Source organism: Pseudomaricurvus alcaniphilus, assembly GCF_011440395.1.
Classification (GTDB): domain Bacteria; phylum Pseudomonadota; class Gammaproteobacteria; order Pseudomonadales; family Cellvibrionaceae; genus Pseudomaricurvus; species Pseudomaricurvus alcaniphilus.
Genome location: NZ_JAAOIX010000006.1, coordinates 73,928 through 92,815, shown reverse-complemented (window position 1 = coordinate 92,815; position 18,888 = coordinate 73,928). Strand labels below are relative to the sequence as shown.

At 58.1% G+C, this 18,888-nt stretch carries 13 protein-coding genes; 4 read left to right on the top strand and 9 right to left on the bottom strand.

Features of this window, described 5'->3' with window-relative positions; all coding sequences use genetic code 11:
• Nucleotides 1–6 precede the first annotated feature (6 nt).
• Complete coding sequence (locus tag G8764_RS13115; RefSeq protein ID WP_207951876.1) at nt 7–747, bottom strand: SDR family NAD(P)-dependent oxidoreductase; 741 nt, start codon at nt 745–747, stop codon at nt 7–9.
• 125 nt (nt 748–872) lie between these two features.
• Complete coding sequence (locus G8764_RS13110; RefSeq protein WP_166165108.1) at nt 873–4,442, bottom strand: indolepyruvate ferredoxin oxidoreductase family protein; 3,570 nt, start codon at nt 4,440–4,442, stop codon at nt 873–875.
• A 102-nt stretch (nt 4,443–4,544) separates the two neighbouring features.
• On the opposite strand from G8764_RS13110, the gene G8764_RS13105 reads away from it, so the two are divergent.
• From G8764_RS13105 to G8764_RS13090, 4 genes are all read left to right on the top strand, one after another.
• Nucleotides 4,545–5,453, top strand: a complete 909-nt coding sequence (locus G8764_RS13105) for a LysR family transcriptional regulator (protein ID WP_166165107.1) — start codon at nt 4,545–4,547, stop codon at nt 5,451–5,453.
• 268 nt (nt 5,454–5,721) lie between these two features.
• Nucleotides 5,722–7,053, top strand: a complete 1,332-nt coding sequence (locus G8764_RS13100) for an alpha/beta fold hydrolase (protein WP_166165106.1) — start codon at nt 5,722–5,724, stop codon at nt 7,051–7,053.
• A gap of 222 nt (nt 7,054–7,275) precedes the next feature.
• Nucleotides 7,276–8,775 (top strand): patatin-like phospholipase family protein, encoded by a 1,500-nt coding sequence (locus G8764_RS13095; RefSeq protein ID WP_279538453.1) that lies wholly within the window; start codon nt 7,276–7,278, stop codon nt 8,773–8,775.
• 32 nt (nt 8,776–8,807) lie between these two features.
• Nucleotides 8,808–9,236: an HIT family protein gene (locus G8764_RS13090; protein WP_166165104.1), complete on the top strand. Its 429-nt coding sequence runs from the start codon at nt 8,808–8,810 to the stop codon at nt 9,234–9,236.
• Nucleotides 9,237–9,363: 127 nt separating this feature from the next.
• Here G8764_RS13090 and G8764_RS13085 read toward each other — a convergent pair whose 3' ends face one another.
• The 7 genes from G8764_RS13085 to G8764_RS13055 all read right to left on the bottom strand — a co-directional run bounded on the left by G8764_RS13085 (nt 9,364) and on the right by G8764_RS13055 (nt 18,887).
• Complete coding sequence (locus tag G8764_RS13085) at nt 9,364–10,857, bottom strand: vanadium-dependent haloperoxidase (protein ID WP_166165103.1); 1,494 nt, start codon at nt 10,855–10,857, stop codon at nt 9,364–9,366.
• 110 nt (nt 10,858–10,967) lie between these two features.
• A complete protein-coding gene (locus G8764_RS13080; protein WP_166165102.1) occupies nt 10,968–13,007 on the bottom strand; it encodes a hypothetical protein in 2,040 nt (679 codons plus the stop codon).
• Nucleotides 13,008–13,136: 129 nt separating this feature from the next.
• Nucleotides 13,137–14,720: a sodium:solute symporter family protein gene (locus tag G8764_RS13075; RefSeq protein ID WP_166165101.1), complete on the bottom strand. Its 1,584-nt coding sequence runs from the start codon at nt 14,718–14,720 to the stop codon at nt 13,137–13,139.
• 540 nt (nt 14,721–15,260) lie between these two features.
• Nucleotides 15,261–15,851 (bottom strand): DUF1993 domain-containing protein, encoded by a 591-nt coding sequence (locus G8764_RS13070; protein ID WP_207951875.1) that lies wholly within the window; start codon nt 15,849–15,851, stop codon nt 15,261–15,263.
• Nucleotides 15,852–15,878: 27 nt separating this feature from the next.
• Nucleotides 15,879–17,003: an acyl-CoA dehydrogenase family protein gene (locus G8764_RS13065; protein ID WP_166165099.1), complete on the bottom strand. Its 1,125-nt coding sequence runs from the start codon at nt 17,001–17,003 to the stop codon at nt 15,879–15,881.
• 46 nt (nt 17,004–17,049) lie between these two features.
• Complete coding sequence (locus tag G8764_RS13060; RefSeq protein WP_166165098.1) at nt 17,050–17,850, bottom strand: crotonase/enoyl-CoA hydratase family protein; 801 nt, start codon at nt 17,848–17,850, stop codon at nt 17,050–17,052.
• On the bottom strand, nt 17,847–18,887 hold the full coding sequence (locus G8764_RS13055; RefSeq protein WP_166165097.1) for an acyl-CoA dehydrogenase family protein: 1,041 nt from the start codon (nt 18,885–18,887) through the stop codon (nt 17,847–17,849). Before G8764_RS13055 ends, G8764_RS13060 begins: the two co-directional genes overlap by 4 nt.
• Between the last annotated feature and the right edge of the window lies 1 nt (nt 18,888).

The following is an 18,888-nucleotide window of genomic DNA, read 5'->3' as shown; positions in this document are numbered from 1 at the left end:
GTTAAATTAGCCCAGTCCCTTGCCGCCATCCACGGTGATGGTCTGCCCGAAAACATAGGACGCCAGCGGCGAGGCCAGGAACAGCACGCTGCCGGCTATATCGTCCGCAGTGCCAAAGCGGCCAGCGGGAATACCGCGCAATGCCTTGTCGCTGCGGCGGGGGTCAGCGAAGGTAACCCGGGTCAATTTCGACGGCACCAATCCCGGCGCCACCCCATTGACCCGAATACCGTCCGCAGCCCAAGCCTGCGCCAGCGACTTGGTCAGGGAAATGGCCCCCGCCTTGGAGGCGGCATAGGCCGGGTTGCCGAAGCGGGCCGCGAACCCTGCCAGCGAACTGATAATGACCAGGGAGCCACCACTGCGCTTCAACAACGGATAAAATTTATTGGCGCAGGTCATCAGGCTATTGAGATTGACCTCGGTTACTTCGCGAAAGGTGGCGGGGTCAAACTCCTTGCGTTCATAGCGCACCAGGCCCTGGCACAGCACCAGGATATCGAGGCTGGCAAACAGCGGCTGCAACTCGGTAACCGCTGTAACATCGGCCACGTTGCATTGCTGGTACTGCATCCCGCTCAGGTCAGAACCAGGCTCGTTGCAGTAATCCTCGGCACAGGCTCGAGTACCCCAGATATGCACCGTCGCCCCCTGGCGCAACAAGGCCCGGGCAATGCCATTGCCAATTCCACTGGAACCGCCCACCACCAGCGCAGTTCGGCCGGAAAAATCCAGCGCATTCAACATCTTGACCCACCTTAAACTAGCTATTGTTGTGGCGATCAAACAGTTAGCGAGCCTCCGGCTTGAGCGGAGGCTGCTGCGGCACAGGGGCGTGCCGCCATTTTCAGTTTCCCTGTGCAGCCTCGAGCTTATACCACCTGCTGCACCGGGACCCGGTTTGCAGCGGTGGTTCGGCCCGTGCGCAACTCCTGCAACAGACTGGTACGCTGTGCCGCGGCGGCTGCCATATTGCCCTCCTTGACGTGACCATAGCCGCGAATGCTGTCCGGCAGCTCCAGCAGTGACCGGGCAATATCCATATTGTCTTTATCCAGGCGCTGGGCCAGCTCCTCCAGCAACTGCAGATACTCTTCAACCAATTGCCGCTCCTGGCGGCGCTCGGCAGTCTTGCCGAACACATCCAGCCAGCTGCCGCGCAGGCCTTTGAACTTGCGCATCAGTTTGAAGGCGCCCAGCATCCACTGGCCGTATTTGCTTTTAACCAGGTGGCCCTTACTGTCTTTTTTCGCAATCATGGGCGGCGCCAGGTGATAGTTGATCTGGTAATCAACCCCCGGCTCACCCTCAAACTGCTCGCGCAACAACTGCATAAACTGCGGTGCGGTGTGCAGGCGAGCCACTTCGTACTCGTCTTTGTAAGCCATCAGTTTGGCGAGGTTTTTCGCCGCGCTGAGCACCAGACTGTTGCTACCCGCAACGGATTTTACCGCGTTTTCAAAACGGGCAATGGCCTCGCTGTAGCGCGCGGCGTAGGCGCCGTCCTGGTAGGCGCTGAGTAGTCGCACCCGACGCTCAACCACTTCCGCCACCGATTCCGGAAAGTGCAGCTTGACCACTTCAGCCTTGTGCTCTGCGGCCGGGATCAGCTCGGCGTCGTAGGCGGCCACCCGGCCCCACTCAAATGCCTGCTTGTTTTTCTCCACCGCCACGCCGTTGAGCTCCATGGCGCGCAGTAGCGCCGCCCGCGACAGGGGCAGCCAGCCTTTTTGCCAGGCGTAGCCGAGCATCAACGGATTGGTAAATATGCTGTCGCCGAGCAGCCTTACCGCCAACTGGCTGGCGGACAGAAAACTGCACTGCTCACCCAGGGCGGTCAGCAGATCCTGCTCGACGCTGGAGCTCGGGTACTGCCAGTTCGGGTTGGACAGGAACTCCGCCGTCGGCGTGTGCGCACTGTTGATGACCGCCGTGGTGTGACCGTTGCGCACCCGCGACAGGGCATCCGCCGAGGCTGAGACAATTTCATCACAGCCGATCAGGACTTCCGCTTCCCCGGTGGCGATACGCGTGGCGTGGATGGCAGCCGGGTCAGCGGCAATCTGCACATGACTCATCACCGCGCCGCCTTTTTGCGCCAAGCCGGTCTGGTCCAGCACCGTCACCCCCTTGTTTTCCAGGTGTGCGGCCATGCCCAACAGCGCGCCGATAGTCACCACACCGGTACCACCGACTCCGGTCACTACGATACCAATAGGCTTTTCCAGGGTCGGCAGCTCCGGCTCCGGAATATCAGCGGGCATGGGCAGCTGTCCGGAACTGGTTTGCGGCTTGCGCAACTGCGCACCCTCGAGAGTGACAAAACTCGGGCAAAAGCCTTTCAAACAGGAGAAATCCTTGTTGCAGGAATTCTGGTTAATCGCCCGCTTGGTGCCCAATGGGGTGTCCAGCGGCTCTACCGACAGGCAATTGGATTGCACCGAACAGTCACCGCATCCCTCACACACATCGGGGTTGATAAAGGCGCGTCGAGGCGGGTCCACGGCCAGGCCGCGCTTGCGCCGGCGGCGTTTTTCCGTGGCGCAGGTCTGGTCGTAAATCATAATGGTAGTGCCGGCGGTATCCCGCAGCTGCAACTGCAACTCGTCGAACTGGTCGCGGTGATGGACACTGACCGAATCCGGCAAGCCCTCACGGGAGGCGTATTTTTCCGGCTCGTCCGAGACTAATACTATTTTTTTCGCTCCCTCGGCAACCACTTGCTGGGCCACCATGGGCACCGTCAAGACACCGTCCACCGGTTGGCCGCCGGTCATGGCCACGGCATCGTTAAAGAGAATCTTGTAGGTAATGTTGGCGCCAGCGGCGATCGAGGCGCGAATGGCAAGCAGACCGGAATGGAAATAGGTGCCGTCGCCAAGGTTGACGAACACATGCTTGTCGTTGGAGAAGTGCATCTGCCCGATCCAGCTGACGCCCTCACCGCCCATCTGGGTAAAGGTGTCGGTCTTGCGGTCCATCCACATGGCCATGTAGTGGCAGCCGATACCGGCCAGGGCGCGGGAACCCTCCGGCACTCGGGTGGAGGTGTTGTGCGGGCAGCCAGAGCAAAACCAGGGCTTGCGGTCCACGGTCAGGCGCGGCATGGCCGCCTCCTGCTCTTTGCCCTCAATCACCCGGATACGTTCATTGATTTTGGCCATCACGTCGGCGGGCAAGCCGAGCCGCTCCAGGCGCGTGGCGATGCCCTTGGCAATCAGCGCCGGTGACAGTTCGTAGCAGGCCGGGAGTAACCATTGGCCGCGCGGCACCGACCATTCACCACCGGAGTTATCGCGCTCGTCGAACTTGCCGAAAATTCTCGGCCGTACATCGTCGCGCCAATTGTAGAGTTCTTCCTTGAGTGCGTACTCCAGAATCTGGCGCTTTTCCTCCACCACCAGAATCTCCTCCAGGCCGGTGGCAAACTCACGCGCATCCTGGGCGTCCAGCGGCCACACGCAACCCACTTTCATCAGGCGAATACCGATACGGGCGCAAGCGGCGTCATCCAGCCCCAGGTCAGCCAGCGCCTGGCGCACATCCAGGTAGGCCTTGCCGGCTGCCATAATACCGAAGCGCGCCTGGGGTGAATCGATCACCACGCGATTGAGTTTATTGGCGCGAATATAGGCCAGCGCGGCATACCACTTGTGGTTGTGCATGCGCGCTTCCTGGTCCAGCGGCGGGTCTGGCCAGCGGATATTGAGGCCGCCTTCGGGCAGTTCAAAATCCTCGGGAATGACTATATCCAGGTGGTCGGGATCGAGGGTCACCGAGGCCGATGATTCCACCACATCGGTGACGCATTTCATTGACACCCACAGCCCGGAATAGCGGCTCATGGCCCAGCCGTGCAGGCCGTAATCCAGGTATTCCTGCACGTTGGAGGGGTACAACACCGGAATGCCGCAGGCAATCAGCAGATGTTCCGACTGGTGCGCCACCGACGAGGATTTGGCGGCGTGGTCGTCGCCGGCCAGCATCAACACGCCGCCATGCGGGGAAGTGCCGGCGGCATTGGCGTGTTTGAGGACGTCGGCCGAGCGATCGACCCCCGGCCCCTTGCCGTACCACATGCCAAATACGCCATCGACATCGGCGCCATTGGGGCTGAGGTTGACCTGCTGGGTGCCCCACACGGAAGTGGCGGCCAGGTCTTCGTTAACCCCCGCCTGGAAGATGATGTTTTTGTCCGCCAGGTGCTTTTTCGCCTGCCACAGGGCCATATCCAGGCCGCCGAGGGGTGAACCGCGATAGCCGGAGATAAAGCCACCGGTATTCAGGCCCGCCTGCTGGTCGCGCTGCTTTTGCAGCATCGGCAAGCGCGCCAGGGCCTGGGTGCCACTGATATAGATGCGGCCACTGGGCTGCAGGTATTTGTCGTCCAGGGTGACTTCACGCAACCCGTCAGTGCGGGTATCCAACTTGCCGGCATCCATCGCTCGCTCCGAACCTGATTAGAAAAATTATTGAACACACATTACGTAAGTGTCTTAATATTGTAAATTGAATAAATCTGCACTCAGGTATAAATTAAGCTAATGACTTCCAGTAACGTTACCCTCAAGCAATTGCGCTACTTTGTCGCCGCCGCGGAAACCCTGCGTTTCTCCATGGCCGCGGCCCAGGTGCACGTCACCCAATCGGCCATTACCACCGCCGTGTTGACCCTGGAGCGGGAGCTGGGGGTCAAATTGTTCGAGCGCCATCCCCACGGGGTGACCCTGACGGCGGACGGCCACAGCTTCTATCAGCGCGCCCGCGAAATCCTCGACTCCCTCGACGACGCCCTGCGCCAGCCCCGCTTCCAGGTCCACAACCTCCGCGGCGCGGTGAACATCGCCGCGTCCTACACCATTCTCGGTTACTTCCTGCCACCGTTGATGGCCCGCTTCCGCGCCAGTTACCCGGAAATCGCCATCGACCTGCACGACATGGCTCGCGCGGAAATCCAGGCGGCCATCGCCAGCGACCAGCTGGACCTGGGTATCGTGATACTGTCCAACGCCGACCAGCTGGAGCAACTGGACCACCACGTGCTGGTGCGTTCGCGGCGCCAGTTGTGGACCGCCGCCAACCACCCGCTGCTGGACAAACAACCGCCGGCGCTGGCGGACATCGCCCGCTACCCCTATATCCAGATCACTGTGGATGAGGGTGAGGCCTCGACCGAGCGCTACTGGGCGGCGCAGCAACAGCAGCGCAACGTCGCCTTTCGCACCAGCTCCATGGAGGGGTTGCGCGGTCTGATTGGCCACGGATTCGGGGTCACTATTCTCTCGGACCTGGTGTATCGGCCCTGGTCACTGGAGGGGCGCAAGATCGAAGCCAGCGTCACCCTGGAGTCGATACCGCACATGGAGGTGGGATTGATCTGGAAGCGGGGCAAAAAACTGGATCCTTGCAGCGAAGCGTTTCGGGAATTCCTGATTCACGCCTGTGGCAGTTAGTAGCAGCAGGCTCGTAACCTAAAAATAAACAGTCTCAAATGAACTACCCCAAGTGAGCAACCTCAAGTGAACAACCAGAAGATAACGACTACACATTAACAAGCAGGAAAAGCCGGGGTTTTACCCCACGTCCAACCAAAAGCATCGCGCCTGCAACCCCTGATCCCTAGAATGACATTTTTGTCACTCTGACTTTTCAGCCTATTACCCGCTTTACTCCTAATCAAGGTAAAAGTCAGGGGGCAGGCTCAACCGGGGGTAATCAGCGATGGAATACACACAACTGAACTTGGACAACGGCGTTACACTGGCGGCCGAGATCGGCGGCACAGAAGCCCAACAATGCATTTTGCTGCTGCATTCGGAGGGCCAGACCCACCACGAGTGGATGCACCTGGCACAGCGACTGCAGCGGGAGAATTACCACGTGGTGTCACTGGATCTGCGCGGACACGGCGATAGCGACTGGACCGATAATTACAGCCTCGACGCCATGGTCGACGACGTGCTCGCGGTGTTGAGAACCCTGCCTGCCAAAGCGGCCATTGTCGGCTCCGGTATTGGTGCCCAGATTGCGGTGCTGGCCGCCGGGGAAGAAAAATTGCGCAGCGGTAAGGATTTGGTCGAGGCGCTGGTGCTGGTCAGCCCCTACCCCCAGGACAGCGCCCAGCGGCGCCACAAGTTGCGCCAGATCGCCGGCGCCGTCAGCACCAGTCCAACCGACAACCAACAGGCCCAGCAGGCCATCGCGGACATAACCGCAACCCGGCTATCGCCCTCCACCATTCACAAGTATCTGCGCAAGACTGCTGCCAGCAGCTGGCGCTGGCACGCCGACCCCGCCCTCTGCGAAAGCGAGATCATGGCCAGCGACCTGTCCGCCCTGCTGCCGCGCATCACCAGCGCTGCCCGCGCCGTATCCGTGCCGACCACACTGATTGGCTCCCGCGCCAACAACCCGCTGTTTACTGCCGCCCGCGAGGCGCTGCCAAACATCCAGTTTATTGCCGAAGAGACACAGCGGGATTTATTCAACCTCAACCCGGTTTTCGATCGCTTTGACCAACACGCCCTCGACGCCATTACCCAGGTGCTGGCACCCACTCGCACCGCCCAGGTCAATACCCTGGCCCTGCGCCGCGCGTTTGGCGCTTTTGCCACCGGCGTTACCGTGGTGACCACTACCGATGCCAACGGCAAACCGGTGGGCCTCACCGCCAACTCCTTTACCTCGGTGTCCATGGAGCCGCCGCTGCTGCTGTTTTGCCTGAAAAACGATTCCGCCAACCTCGACACGTTTCGCCACAGCGACTGCTTTGCCATCAATATCCTGAGTCATGACCAGCAGGATATTTCCCGGCGTTTTGCCAGCAAGGTGGAAGACCGTTTTGCTTTGACGCCCTGGGAGACCTGGAGCCTGAATGTGCCGATCTTGCAAGACACCATCGCCAGCTTCGAGTGTGAAAAGTACGCTATTTACGACGGCGGTGATCACCAGATCTTTGTCGGCCGCATTCACCAGGCCTTTTTAAACGCCCAGCGCCAGCCGCTGATGTACGTCAAGGGCGGCTATCACACCCCCCCAGTGGCCTCAGCTTGACCCGGTGGCCGTATCTACACACGGCCTGATCTAACCCCCGTCGCGGTCCGTCCGGAGCGCTACTTTTTAGCGCCCGGCAAAACCTGCGGCTTATGAATGAGTACTAAATAGGGCTATGCAGGTGCCGTGCCGCCTCTTATTATAAGAACTATTCTTAAAACACACGTGTTTTATGAGATGCAGGCATCTCATAAGCGCTTTTAACCAGTTTACAGGTGACATATGGCGGCCGGATATTCCTTAACGCGACGCTGGAAGTTGAGAAAACTCGAGCAGCTCATGCGCAATGCCAATAGCTTCAGCGACTGGCAGGAGATGGCCGCTAAACACGACCGAATGTCAGGCGCCGAAGAGTGGAAGCAGCGCGAGCACTGCGATCTCTATGACGCCCGTCAAATCAGGAAGCGTTACAAAGCCCTGCGCCAAGCCCTCGACGATGGCGATATGGAAGAGGTGTTATTTGCTCTTAATGAAGGCATCCATGGCAATATGGCGGGCATGGGCAACCGCGCCCTGTATCGCCAGGCCAAGCTCGGCACCAAAGTTCTTATTGATGACTACGTCAACCTGATCATCAAGGCCTTAAAACTGATTGCCGATGTGCCGGAAAGCCAGTTGCCTATAGATGAGAAACTGAATTTCTTTCGCCGCGCCAGTCACTGCTATGGGCGCTCCGCCCTCGCATTAAGCGGCGGCGCCGGTTTGATCTACTTCCATCACGGCGTTGTCGACACGCTCCTGAAACACGACTTGCTGCCAAATGTCATTTCCGGCGCCAGCGCCGGTGCCTGGACGGCGGCGCAAATTGGCACCCGCTCCGAGGCGGAATTAACAGACTATTTTTTACACAAACGCTATGAATTTGAAGAGGGAATTCGCCTTGGCGACATCTTCGGAATATCGCGAGGCAAGGGGCGTGCCGATCTGGAAAACGAGCGCGATGACGTCATCGATTCGTTTGTGGAAAACATGACTTTCCAGGAGGCGTTTGAGCATACCGGCCGCTATATCAACGTTTCGGTCGCACCGGTGGAGCGCCATCAGCGTTCGCGTCTTTTGAATGCCATCGCTTCGCCCAACGTCACCATACGATCGGCGATCAAAGCCTCTTGCTCCGTCCCCGGCCTGGCAGAACCGGTAGAGCTTGAAGCCAAAGACTCCAGGGGCCGAACCAAACCCTACCTGCGCAGCCGGCGCTGGTACGACGGGTCGCTGGCCGAAGACCTGCCCTTCAAACGTTTATCCCGCATGTACGGCATCAATCACTACATCGTCAGCATGATCAATCCTGTAGCGCGACCGTTTCTCGCGGCCGACCCCAATTCTTCGAGCGACAGTTTGGCCAAGTCTGCCCGTACTCTGCTCAATGCCGGCTTTCAGGAATCGTTGCAAACCACCCGCCGCTGGCTGTCGCCGGTTACCCTGGGGCTGTTTGATCCGCTCTTCGCCACCTTGCACCACTTGACCAACCAGGATTATGTGGGCGATATTAATATTGTGCTGGATAGCGCCCATGTCTTTAAGGGGAACACCCTGTTTAACTACCGGGAAAATGACATTGAAAGATTGATCGCCGCCGGGCAAAGAGAGACCTGGCCAAAACTGGAGCAGATAAAAAACTCGGTCCGCATCAGTCGCGTCATTGATGACATACTGCAAAACCTGGATAAATCAGCGGTTACCCAGCAGCACGAGCGCTACAACGCCCATATGGTTATGTAGGCTGGAGCAGCACCGATTCGAAGGACTCCCCAATGCAATTGCACGATCCCTACGACAACAACAATATCTTCGCCCAAATACTGCGGGGCGAATCGCCCTCTACCCGTGTCTATGAAGATGACATGACACTGGCCTTTATGGACATCATGCCAGTCACCCCCGGGCATGTGCTGGTAATTCCCAAGTCACCCGCGACCAATTTGCTCTATCTCGACCCGGAGTATGCCAGGGCCATGATCACCACCACCCAGATCGTAGGCCGCGCCGTGCAGAAGGCCATCGAAGCCCCGGGCTTTGCTATCGTGCAACTGAACGCCGCGGCGGCGGGACAAACCGTATTCCATATTCACACCCACATTATTCCCCGCTTTCACGGCCTGGAGCTGCAGATTCACTCTCGCGTCAGGGCTGATAATGACGAACTGGAATCCATCGCCAGGAAAATTCGGGCTCAGCTATAGGATATTTATCGGAACCCCGGTGCTACCCGGGAAAGTGCCTGGTCTTCATCTGGGGTGGCGCGGCCACCGGAACGGACAGTATCCAACGTCTATCGATACCGCGCCCAGTAGCGGCGCCCGCACAACTCTAGTGATGCTTGCGCCCTTTTTTTGCTAGGCCAACTGCGGGTGGCCTGGGCGCTGCGGTGCCGTTTACCAGTTCCTGCAGGTAACCGTGGGCCTGGTCGCCAAACACTTTGCAGAGACGCTGGCTCTGCTCTACCGCCGACCAGAAGTGCACCCCGGCCCAAACGCGGCTGGCGCCACAGTCGTCGACAAACTGGGTCCAGGTCGGGAAAAACAGGTCAATGTCGGTTGCCGGCGTGATGCCCGGTTCTATACGCGACGAACCGGCCGGCGCCGGCACGGTCCAGTTCAGGTTATCGTTACCCAGGTAGAGACGCGCAGCCTGGCCGTGAGCCTCGCAGAAGCAGGCTGACGCCGACGGGTACTCAGGGTGGTCGGCCTCTTCCAGGTAACTTCTCCACTCGTTAGCTGGCAGGTCGCTAACCGTGCCCTGCCCCGGCCCACCCCAGGCGGTAACCGGGCTGTCGCCATAGATATACTGGATTGCGCTAAACGGGCGCACCGCGTCATGACGGCGCTTTTCCTGCCAGATAACGATACCGGCATCGTGGGCGGCCATATTGGTGAGGAAGTCGAGCTCGATAAACTCGCGCAAACTCAAGCCCTGGGAAAAGGCGGCAAAGATGGCAGAAAAACCGAGGCTGTTGATCTTGTTGTCGAACAGTTCGGCCTGCATCTTCTGGGCGTCAGTCAGGTTTGCCGAGGCCTGCAGGACTTCGTCGGCCTGCTGCTTGTAGCGCCCGAAGCGGTGGTGATTGCTGTTGATTGGTGGCGGCACGCGAAAGCGCTTGGGGTTTTTATAGGAGTATGGCTCGGTCAGGCCGTACTGGGGCGTCACGAACTGCTGGATCTTGTAGATGCCGGTACCCTGGCGCTGCATGTCCGGCTGCCAGCGGGACGGGTTGACCAGTTGGTACGCGGTGTTTACCGGTGCGTATCCGGTGGTATCCCGGTAAGGTTCCGGGTTATAGCTGCGCCCGTCGGCGTCACCGAGCTGGTTCATACCATCCCGCTCACGCCCCAGCGCAACCGCATGTCCGGCGACGTTACCGATGCCCACCGCCGTGGTCAGGTCGGTGCTGTTATCGTCCGGGTCGAGGCCGACCCCCGCAAGCATCCCGCGCCAGGTATCTCGATAGCTCGGCAACAGCCGCTCCAGCACTCGGTAGGAGGCGTACAACAGCGCGATATTCAAATTGGCATTGGTCGCAGACTCAGCCGCAGGCCGATGCGCAATGCGTGAGTAGACACCCACTGCCGGCGCCGCATAGGGTGCGGTGGCATCGAACCAGGCGTTGGTTATCAGGGTGGTGGTGCGCAGTACCAGGGTGGCATCACCCCCGGTCGGCGATACCTCGGTAAACACCACCGGTGCGACGGTCTGGATAACGATCTCGAACGCGGCGTTGCCGTTGTCGAAGTCGTAGGGCATTGCCCTGGCGAGCGACGGGATCACGAACCCGAGTATCACCAGTATCGACAGTTTTATTTTCATTTGTTGATCCTCCGAATACCTGTTTGGTTGGTGGGTATTACTCCGGCCGGGAGAGCTCCGGATTGACGAACTGACGACCAGCTGGCCGACAATTTCGAAACTGGATTACATCAACTTTGTTCACTGTTGTGGGCAACGCTGCGGCTGGCAACAGCAGCTGGCAACGGGTAATGGGGATTGATCTGCGCCAGCGCCAAGCCGCCACCTGAGGGCACAAAATGGGACAGAAATTGCAACGTGGCACTGTCCAGTGTACCCGCGATCGCACCCAGTTCCCCCAGCCGCAGGCCCTGGCCCACCAGGTAAGTGAGGTAGGTAAAGTGCAAATCTGCCAGACCAATACTGTGCCCTTGGGCCAGGCCAGCATCGATTGCCGCGCAGCGCAGCATCGCCTCCAGCTCGTCTACACTGAGCCTCTGCCCCTCACCGTCCTGCCAGATGCAACCCCCATCGGGATGCCCCTGGCTGAAGGCCTGCAACATTGTTGCTACTGTTTCGGAAACCGTTAACAGCCGCTGCTGGCGGCCGGCAATTTTCAAGCTGCGGCTCTCGGCATCGAAGTCCTGGATCGATAATTGAGGCAGCTCTTGCGGCCGCACCCCACTCACCAGCAGTGCAATAAGAATACGGGTCGACGGCACCGCCACCTGCAGCAAGGCATCTATATGCCCGGGCTGTAAAATCTGCGGCTGCGGTTGCGCGCTCGGCAATTGATTCGCCTCGTAAACCGAGCGATCTTCCAGCAAATGCCCCCCTGTTGCACCCGGCAGACCCTGCCTCGCCTGCGCGGCCAACTGCAGGGAATTGACCCGCACTGAATCGGCGGTCGCCGGCATAATCCAGATACGGTTGCGCAAATACCCCAGGTAGAGCCAACTGCAGACCAGCGCCAACAGCAGCGAGCCGGCAACGCTGATCATGGCGTCGCGCCCATAGTGGGGGTAGATTGGCTGGTCGGGAACCTGGGGCGGATCGAGTACGGTGATCCGGGGGGCGCGGTTGCGATTGCCCACCGTTTCCGCCACCAGTTTCTCACCCGCCGCGTGCACCATTTCTTCCAGTCGCTGCAGCTCACGCCGCATTTCTTCGTACTTTAAGAAGTTCTCAGTGAACTCGCGTATCTTCTGATCGGACTGGCTCAATTGCTCCTGCAAGCCACGCTGCAGCGCCTGTGCCTGGGACAGCTCCCGCGCGGCGATTTGCAGGGCCTCCTGATGCGCCTCCTTCAGCACTGCGCCGATACTGGACTGCAGCAACTGGTATTCGTCCTGCATGGCAGCCATGGTCGGTTCCTTTGCCATATAGGCCGCTGTATAGCGCTGCCGCAGCCGATCGAGCTTGCCCTTGAGCTTGGCGGCCTGGCTTTTCATGGCCGCCAGTTCCCGGGCAATGTCCCCTTCGGCGGCCAGCTCGCCCCGCAGTTCAGATTCCTGCAAGGACTGCAATCGGGCGCGGGCCTGCACCACTTCGCCACTGGCCTGCGCCAGCCTTGCACTCAAACCGCTCAACTGGCTTAAGGTCTCGTTTTCTTCACGCACGCTGGACGTGATTTTGTGCTGCTGAGCAAATGCTTCGATCTCGCTGCGCTTGCTGTTCAGGTGCGCAATCAGGTTGCGGTTTTCCTGTTCCAGCGTCGACAAGGTCTCCTGTTGGGTATCGTCTATGCCAGTGCCCTGCATTTCAATGTAGTTTGCCAGCCAGGTCGAGGCGATGGGCTGCACCGCCATTTTATCCGTACCGGTAACATGCAGCAGCACAATGTTTTGCGGCAACAATTCGACCTGCAGCATCTGCTGGATCTGTGGCTGCGACAGGTCGGGAAAAAGATCCGGAAAGGAATTGGATTGCAAGACCTGCCAGGTAGATTCCAGCAGTTGCCGATTGGTGAGCAGTTGACTCTGGACGGCGACGTATTGCTGGTTGAACTCTTGCGAGCCGTCGCTAAAGGTCGGCGGTGGCGCAATCAACAGAGTGGCAGTACTGCGGTATACCGGCGCCCGCAAGTAGGTAAACGCGAGACTCAACAGCAGAGAGACGCAGAGAACAACCAGAAACAGGCGCGCTATCGACCAGTGGCGCTTTCCCTCCCAGTCGGTGGCATACCAATTCGCACGGCCTGTGCTTCCAGCTATTCCTGATTGTGAGTACATGATGTTTGCTTACTTCCCCCGGAGACACCGCCATCTGAGTCAGGCGGTTGACCCTATTCTGGCACTACCGGGGGATCTAAACCAGCCCCTTCGCTGCCCGAGCAAGCTGCAGCGGGTTGCTGATACGCTTTAGGCAATCAGGTTGAACAGTGAAGGCAGTGCGGTGGCAAACAGCACAATACCGACAAAGTACAGCACAAGGATCAAAGCGAATTTGGATTTCAGCAGGTCAAAAGAAAATGTCAGCATATTCTCCTGGCCATGGACATGTCCCTGGTAGGCAAACCGGGAGACTATTATGCCTACGGTTACAGTGACCACAAAACCGATCAGGTTCCACCACAGCCAGAAGATCTGCGGCTGGGCGAGCCAGAAATACATATTCAGGAAAACACCGCTCAGGAGCCCGATATTGGCACCCACTACGTTGACATTGCGCACAAAAACAGCAATCACAAACAGTGCCAGTATGGGGCCGTAAAAGACCGAACCGACCTTGTTGATGGCTTCAATAATGGTATCGGCGATATCGCCGGCAAACAGCGAGAAAATCAGTATTATCCCACCCCAGAGAACGCAGACCAGTTTTGATACCCAGCCGTAGGCTTTATCACTGAGGTTGGGGTAACCTCTGGATACCAGGTCTTCCATGGACACCGCGGTCAGCGAGTTGATGGTCGAACTCAATGACGACATGGCGGCCGAAAAAATAGCGATAATCAAAATGCCCTTGATACCATTGGGCAGGTAGTCGCGAATAAATATGGGCATCATTTTATCCGGCTCATTGGCCGGAATAGAAGCCATATACTCCGGCGTTACCAAAGCGAAGGTACCGATAATCAAGCCCAAAAAGCAGTACAGCAAGGTAATGGGAAAACGCAGGACACCGTTGGCGAGCAACATCTGGCGCAAGGTGTGTTCACTTTTGGCGGACATGGCGCGCTGCACCTGGGTTTGATCGCAACCGTAATAGGACATGTACAGGAACATACCGCCAAACACCAGGGGCCAGAAGCCAAACTCATCGCCGCTGAAACCAAAGGAGCTGTAGTCCACGGCCATCAACCGCGAACGGTCGACGTTAGCGGTGAAAACATCCCAGCCACCCAGGTGATGCAGACCAAAACCGACACAGATCATCAAGCCGACGGTGATCATGATCATCTGGACCACATCACCCCAAACCACCGCCTTCATGCCACCCTCGGTGGAATAGACGATGGTCACCACGCCGATAATGGCAATGGTCTGCAAATAACTGATGTCTAGCACGCTTTCAAGAATAATCGCCAATATGTACACCATAATACCGGTGGCAAAGGCGCGACTTATCTGGAATACGATGCTGAGCAGTATGCGCGTGGACACGCCAAAACGCCGTTCCAGAAATTCAAAAATACTGACCACACCCGACTTGTAGAGGGCGGGAATAATGGTGGTCATCAATACCAGCATGGCCAGCGGCACACCAAACTCGAAACCGAGCCAGGCCATACCACCGCCTTCGCGCAGGCCCACAAAGGCCGGTGCAGAAATAAAACTGATGGCGGACAATTGAGTCGCCATGGTGGACAGGGTCAGGGGCGCCCAGCCAAAGGAACGTCCTCCGAGGAAATAACTCTCCTTGTCGCTCTCGCCGGATACCAGCCAACCCATATAGATCAGCCCTACCATATAGGAGCCGACGATAATGTAGTCAAGATAATTCATTGTGTTGATCGCTCGCTGGTTGCGGAAGCCTGGGCCCTAGTATCGATCCTGCGTTAAACCCGCCGGCTAAAGTGCCAGCGAGCTTAACACTGCAACTCCTGTGCCAGCCCATAGCGTCGCCGTCCAGCCTTTTTACCCGGAAACCCAGATCTACCCCTGGGGCTCCACAACAGCATCCATGCTGTCGTGGAGCCTCCAAGGATGGATTGACGGCGAGTCTTGAAAGCAAGCCCCTGAAGCCAGACCGGGAGCAAAGCTGATAGCTCAATGGCTACAAAATAATTATCTACTGTCGCCTTTAGCTGAAATATTCATAAGGATAATCAGGACTGCTATTGTGTCGGCCCGAGGCTGGTGTAATAACCCGGGCATTTACTGAATCAGGATCAAACCCCAATCACGCTTTGCCCGGGCCTTACAGAGTTTTACAACTGGTCAATACTTAGCGGTGACGAACCGCAAGGAAGCTGCTATTCGCTTTTTGAATCGGGGCTGATCCCCAACGTAAAGAGTGGTGCGGTTGCTGGCACTACCCCGCTCTCAAAGCGGTGCCATATCGGCGCCAAAATCACCGATAAAATCACGCTTGCCGAGCGGCAAACCATTGTGGCGCAGCATGTCGTAAGCGGTAGTACAGTGAAAATAGAAATTTGGCAGAATGAATTTCTGCAAATAGTCCGCGCCGTTTTTAAACGATATTCGGTAAGTATTCATCGCCGTAAAACTGATCGATTTCGACTCACTACCGGCCAGTTGCTCGGGCTGGATTGCCTTCAGTTTTGCCCGCGCATCCTCCACCCTGGCGATCAAGCCGGCAAAATCGGTTTCTTCCTGGGGGAGCAACGCCGGCTCTTCCCCCGCCAGTCGGCTGGCAGCCATAATCGCGGTATCGGCAGCGGTCTGGACCTGCTGGACATAGGGGTACATATCTGGATAAAAGCGAAAGTTGAGCAGTGCAGATTCTTGAATATTATTGTCTTTACAGTGGGCGCTGGCCTTGGCCAGGCAACCGGCCAGGTTACCCAACCCCTGCTGCAATACCGGAACCGTCAACTCATACATACTAAAAGCCATTGACCAAACTCCAATTGTATTATCTTGATCTTGCTGTGTTTTTACCTGGTTTTTCAAATCAAATTCGGTACCGGGCCGAAGGAATTACAGGGTTTTGGCAATAATATGCTTCATAATCTCCGAGGTACCGCCGTAAATACGGGCCACCCGGGCATCCACCCAGGCGCGACTGACCCGGTATTCGTTCATAAAGCCGTAACCACCGTGCAACTGCACGAATTCATCCAGCAGTTTGCCCTGCATCTCCGAGCCCACCAGCTTGGCCATGGCCGCCTCGTCCGCCGACAACTCGCCGAGCATGATCTTTTCCAGGCAGGAATCCACAAACGCGCGCAGCATGGTGAGCTGCGACTTGGCTTCTGCCAACTTGAACTTGGTGTTCTGGAAATCAAAGACGGTCTGGCCAAAAACGTTGCGGCTTTTCACGTATTCAATCGTCTCCGCCATCATGGATTCGATTGACTGGGCCGCACGAATGGCGATGATCAAACGCTCCCAGGCCAACTGGTGCGACAGGTATTTGAAGCCCTCGTTCTCTTCACCCAAGCGATTGCTCATGGGCACCCGCACGTCGTCAAAAAACAACTCCGAGGTGTCCTGCCCCTTGAGGCCGATCTTGTCCAGCAGGCGCCCCTTGGCAAAGCCGTCGCGACTGGTTTCGACACACACCAGGGTCAACTTCTTATCGTTCATATCCAGCTTGCCGCCGGTGACCACCAGGTCGGCGTTGCCACCGTTGGTAATAAAGGTCTTTTGGCCAGAGACGATATAGTCGTCACCGTCTTTCTTGAACTGCGTGCGCATGGCGCGCAGGTCACTGCCGATGCTGGGCTCGCTCAGCCCCAGCACCCCGATAATTTCACCGGACACCATACCCGGCAACCAGCGCTGCTTCTGCTCCTCATTGCCATAGGCAACAATATAGTTGGCGACGATTTCCGAGTGGGTGGTAAAGCCGACCGCGGTAGCGTTGACCCGGGCCAGCTCTTCAATCATCACTGCGGAGTGACCGTAATCGCCACCGGGGCCGCCGTACTCTTCCGGCACGGTGCTGCACAGCAGTCCGGTCTGCCCGGCCTTGAGCCAGATTTCCTTGGGCACGATACCCTCTTTTTCCCACTTTTCCAGGTGCGGCGTAATTTCTTTCTCGATAAAGCGGCGCGCCTGTTCGCGAAACATTTCGTGATCGTCGCGGAATACTTTTCTCATTGTTTATTCTCCAACTTATACGGCGTTATCGGAATCTGCCAGACTCCTAACGGCCTTTAAATTCGGGCGCACGCTTTTCCAGGAAGGCAGAAACGGCTTCCTCGTGATCCTCTGTATGATGGGCAATGGACTGATAGGCGGCGGACATTTCCAGCAGCGAATCGAGGCGCATATGCTGCCCCTCGCGCAACAACCGCTTGGTCAGGCGCAGAGCGTGGGCCGGGTTGACGGCGATGCGCTTAGCGATGGCCAGTGCCGTCTCATCCAACTCTTCGCGAGGTACTACCTCAGTCACCAGTCCATACTCCAGCGCCTGCCGGGCATCGATCATATCGCCGGTCAGTGCCATCAGGCTCGCTTTCGGCATACCGATGACTCGCGGCAACAGCCAGGCGCCACCATCGCCGGGCACAATACCCAGTTTGACAAAGCTTTCAGCGAACTTGGCCCCCTCCGCCGCGATGCGTACATCACACATGCAGGTCAGGTCCAGGCCGGCGCCAATGGCATGACCGTTGATCGCCGCCACTACCGGAATATCCAGGTTGTAGAGTGCGGTGGGAATGCGCTGGATACCGTTGCGGTAACCGTCGCGTAACTCGAACGGGTTGCCGGCGAAAATACCGGCTCGATCGCGCATATCCTTGATATTGCCACCGGCACAAAAAGAGGCGCCGGCACCAGTCAGTATGATCACCTTGACGCTGTAATCATGGCGCAGCTCTTCACACAAGCTGACAATTTCCTGGAACTGCTCCGGGCTGGTGAGCGCATTGCGGCTGTCAGGGTCGTTGAGGGTTACCTTGAGAATGGCGCCATCGCGCTCAAGCTGGAGAAATGAATTCATTGCGGTAAAGCTCCTGATGTAATGGTCGGCCAGTAGAGTTTAACACCCGCGCCACACACCGCTTGTCCCAGTTGATCCGACCAGTAGGTCAGTGATCCGAATTCGCTGCGCCAGGACCACAGCCGGCGGGTCAGCAGATGGAGGCTGTATTCGTGAGTAAAACCAATAGCGCCGTGCACGCCATGGCCAGACGACGCGCCGATTCCGGCCGCTTCCGAGGCACAGATTTTTGCCGCCATCAGGGGCAGTAATGCCAGCCCGGCGGTGGATTCCACACAGGCGGCCTCAGCCGCCACACGGGTGGCCGCTACGTGTTCGGCCAGCACTGCCAACTGGTGCTGAACCGCCTGGAATTTGGCGATCGGCTTGCCAAACTGGACGCGCTCATTGACGTACTCGGCCGCGACTCGCATCACTTCCTGCAGGGCGCCGGCCATTTGCACTGAGCGCAGCAGCGCTCCGCCCTGCCACAGCACATCTGCTGCCAACCCCGCCGCCAGCGATTGACTTGCCAGCGGTGTAGCTTGCTCAAACACCAGGTCGTCGCGAGCCTCACCGGCCGTATTGGTGGACAGGATCTTATCGCTGCAAGCGGCCGTTGCCAGCACCACCACAGTGGGCTCCGGGCCGGCCACAACGGCCACCACCTGTTCTACATGTCGCCCCCAGGGCACCTGCTGCAAGGTACCGCTGACGCGGCCACCCTCCCAGACAAGATCGGCCCGGGGTGCCACCGACAGAGGTGCGGCGATGGCTTCCAGGCCGCACTGTCCCAACAGCCAGTTGCCCAGCAGCGCTTCGGGCAGGGGCAGCGGCAAACTGAAACGGCCGCACAATTGCAAGACACCAAACAGGTCATCCCAACTGGCGCCGGCACCACCCAGTTCTTCCGGCGCGCTGGCCAGGGCGAAGCCGGACTCTTCAATTGCCGCCCACAACTGCGGCTGCCAGCCGTCGCGCTCGGCATTCAGCACCGCTTCCGCCGATACGTGATCGGTAAATAATTTTTCTAGCGCGGATTCGAAAACGTCTCTCATG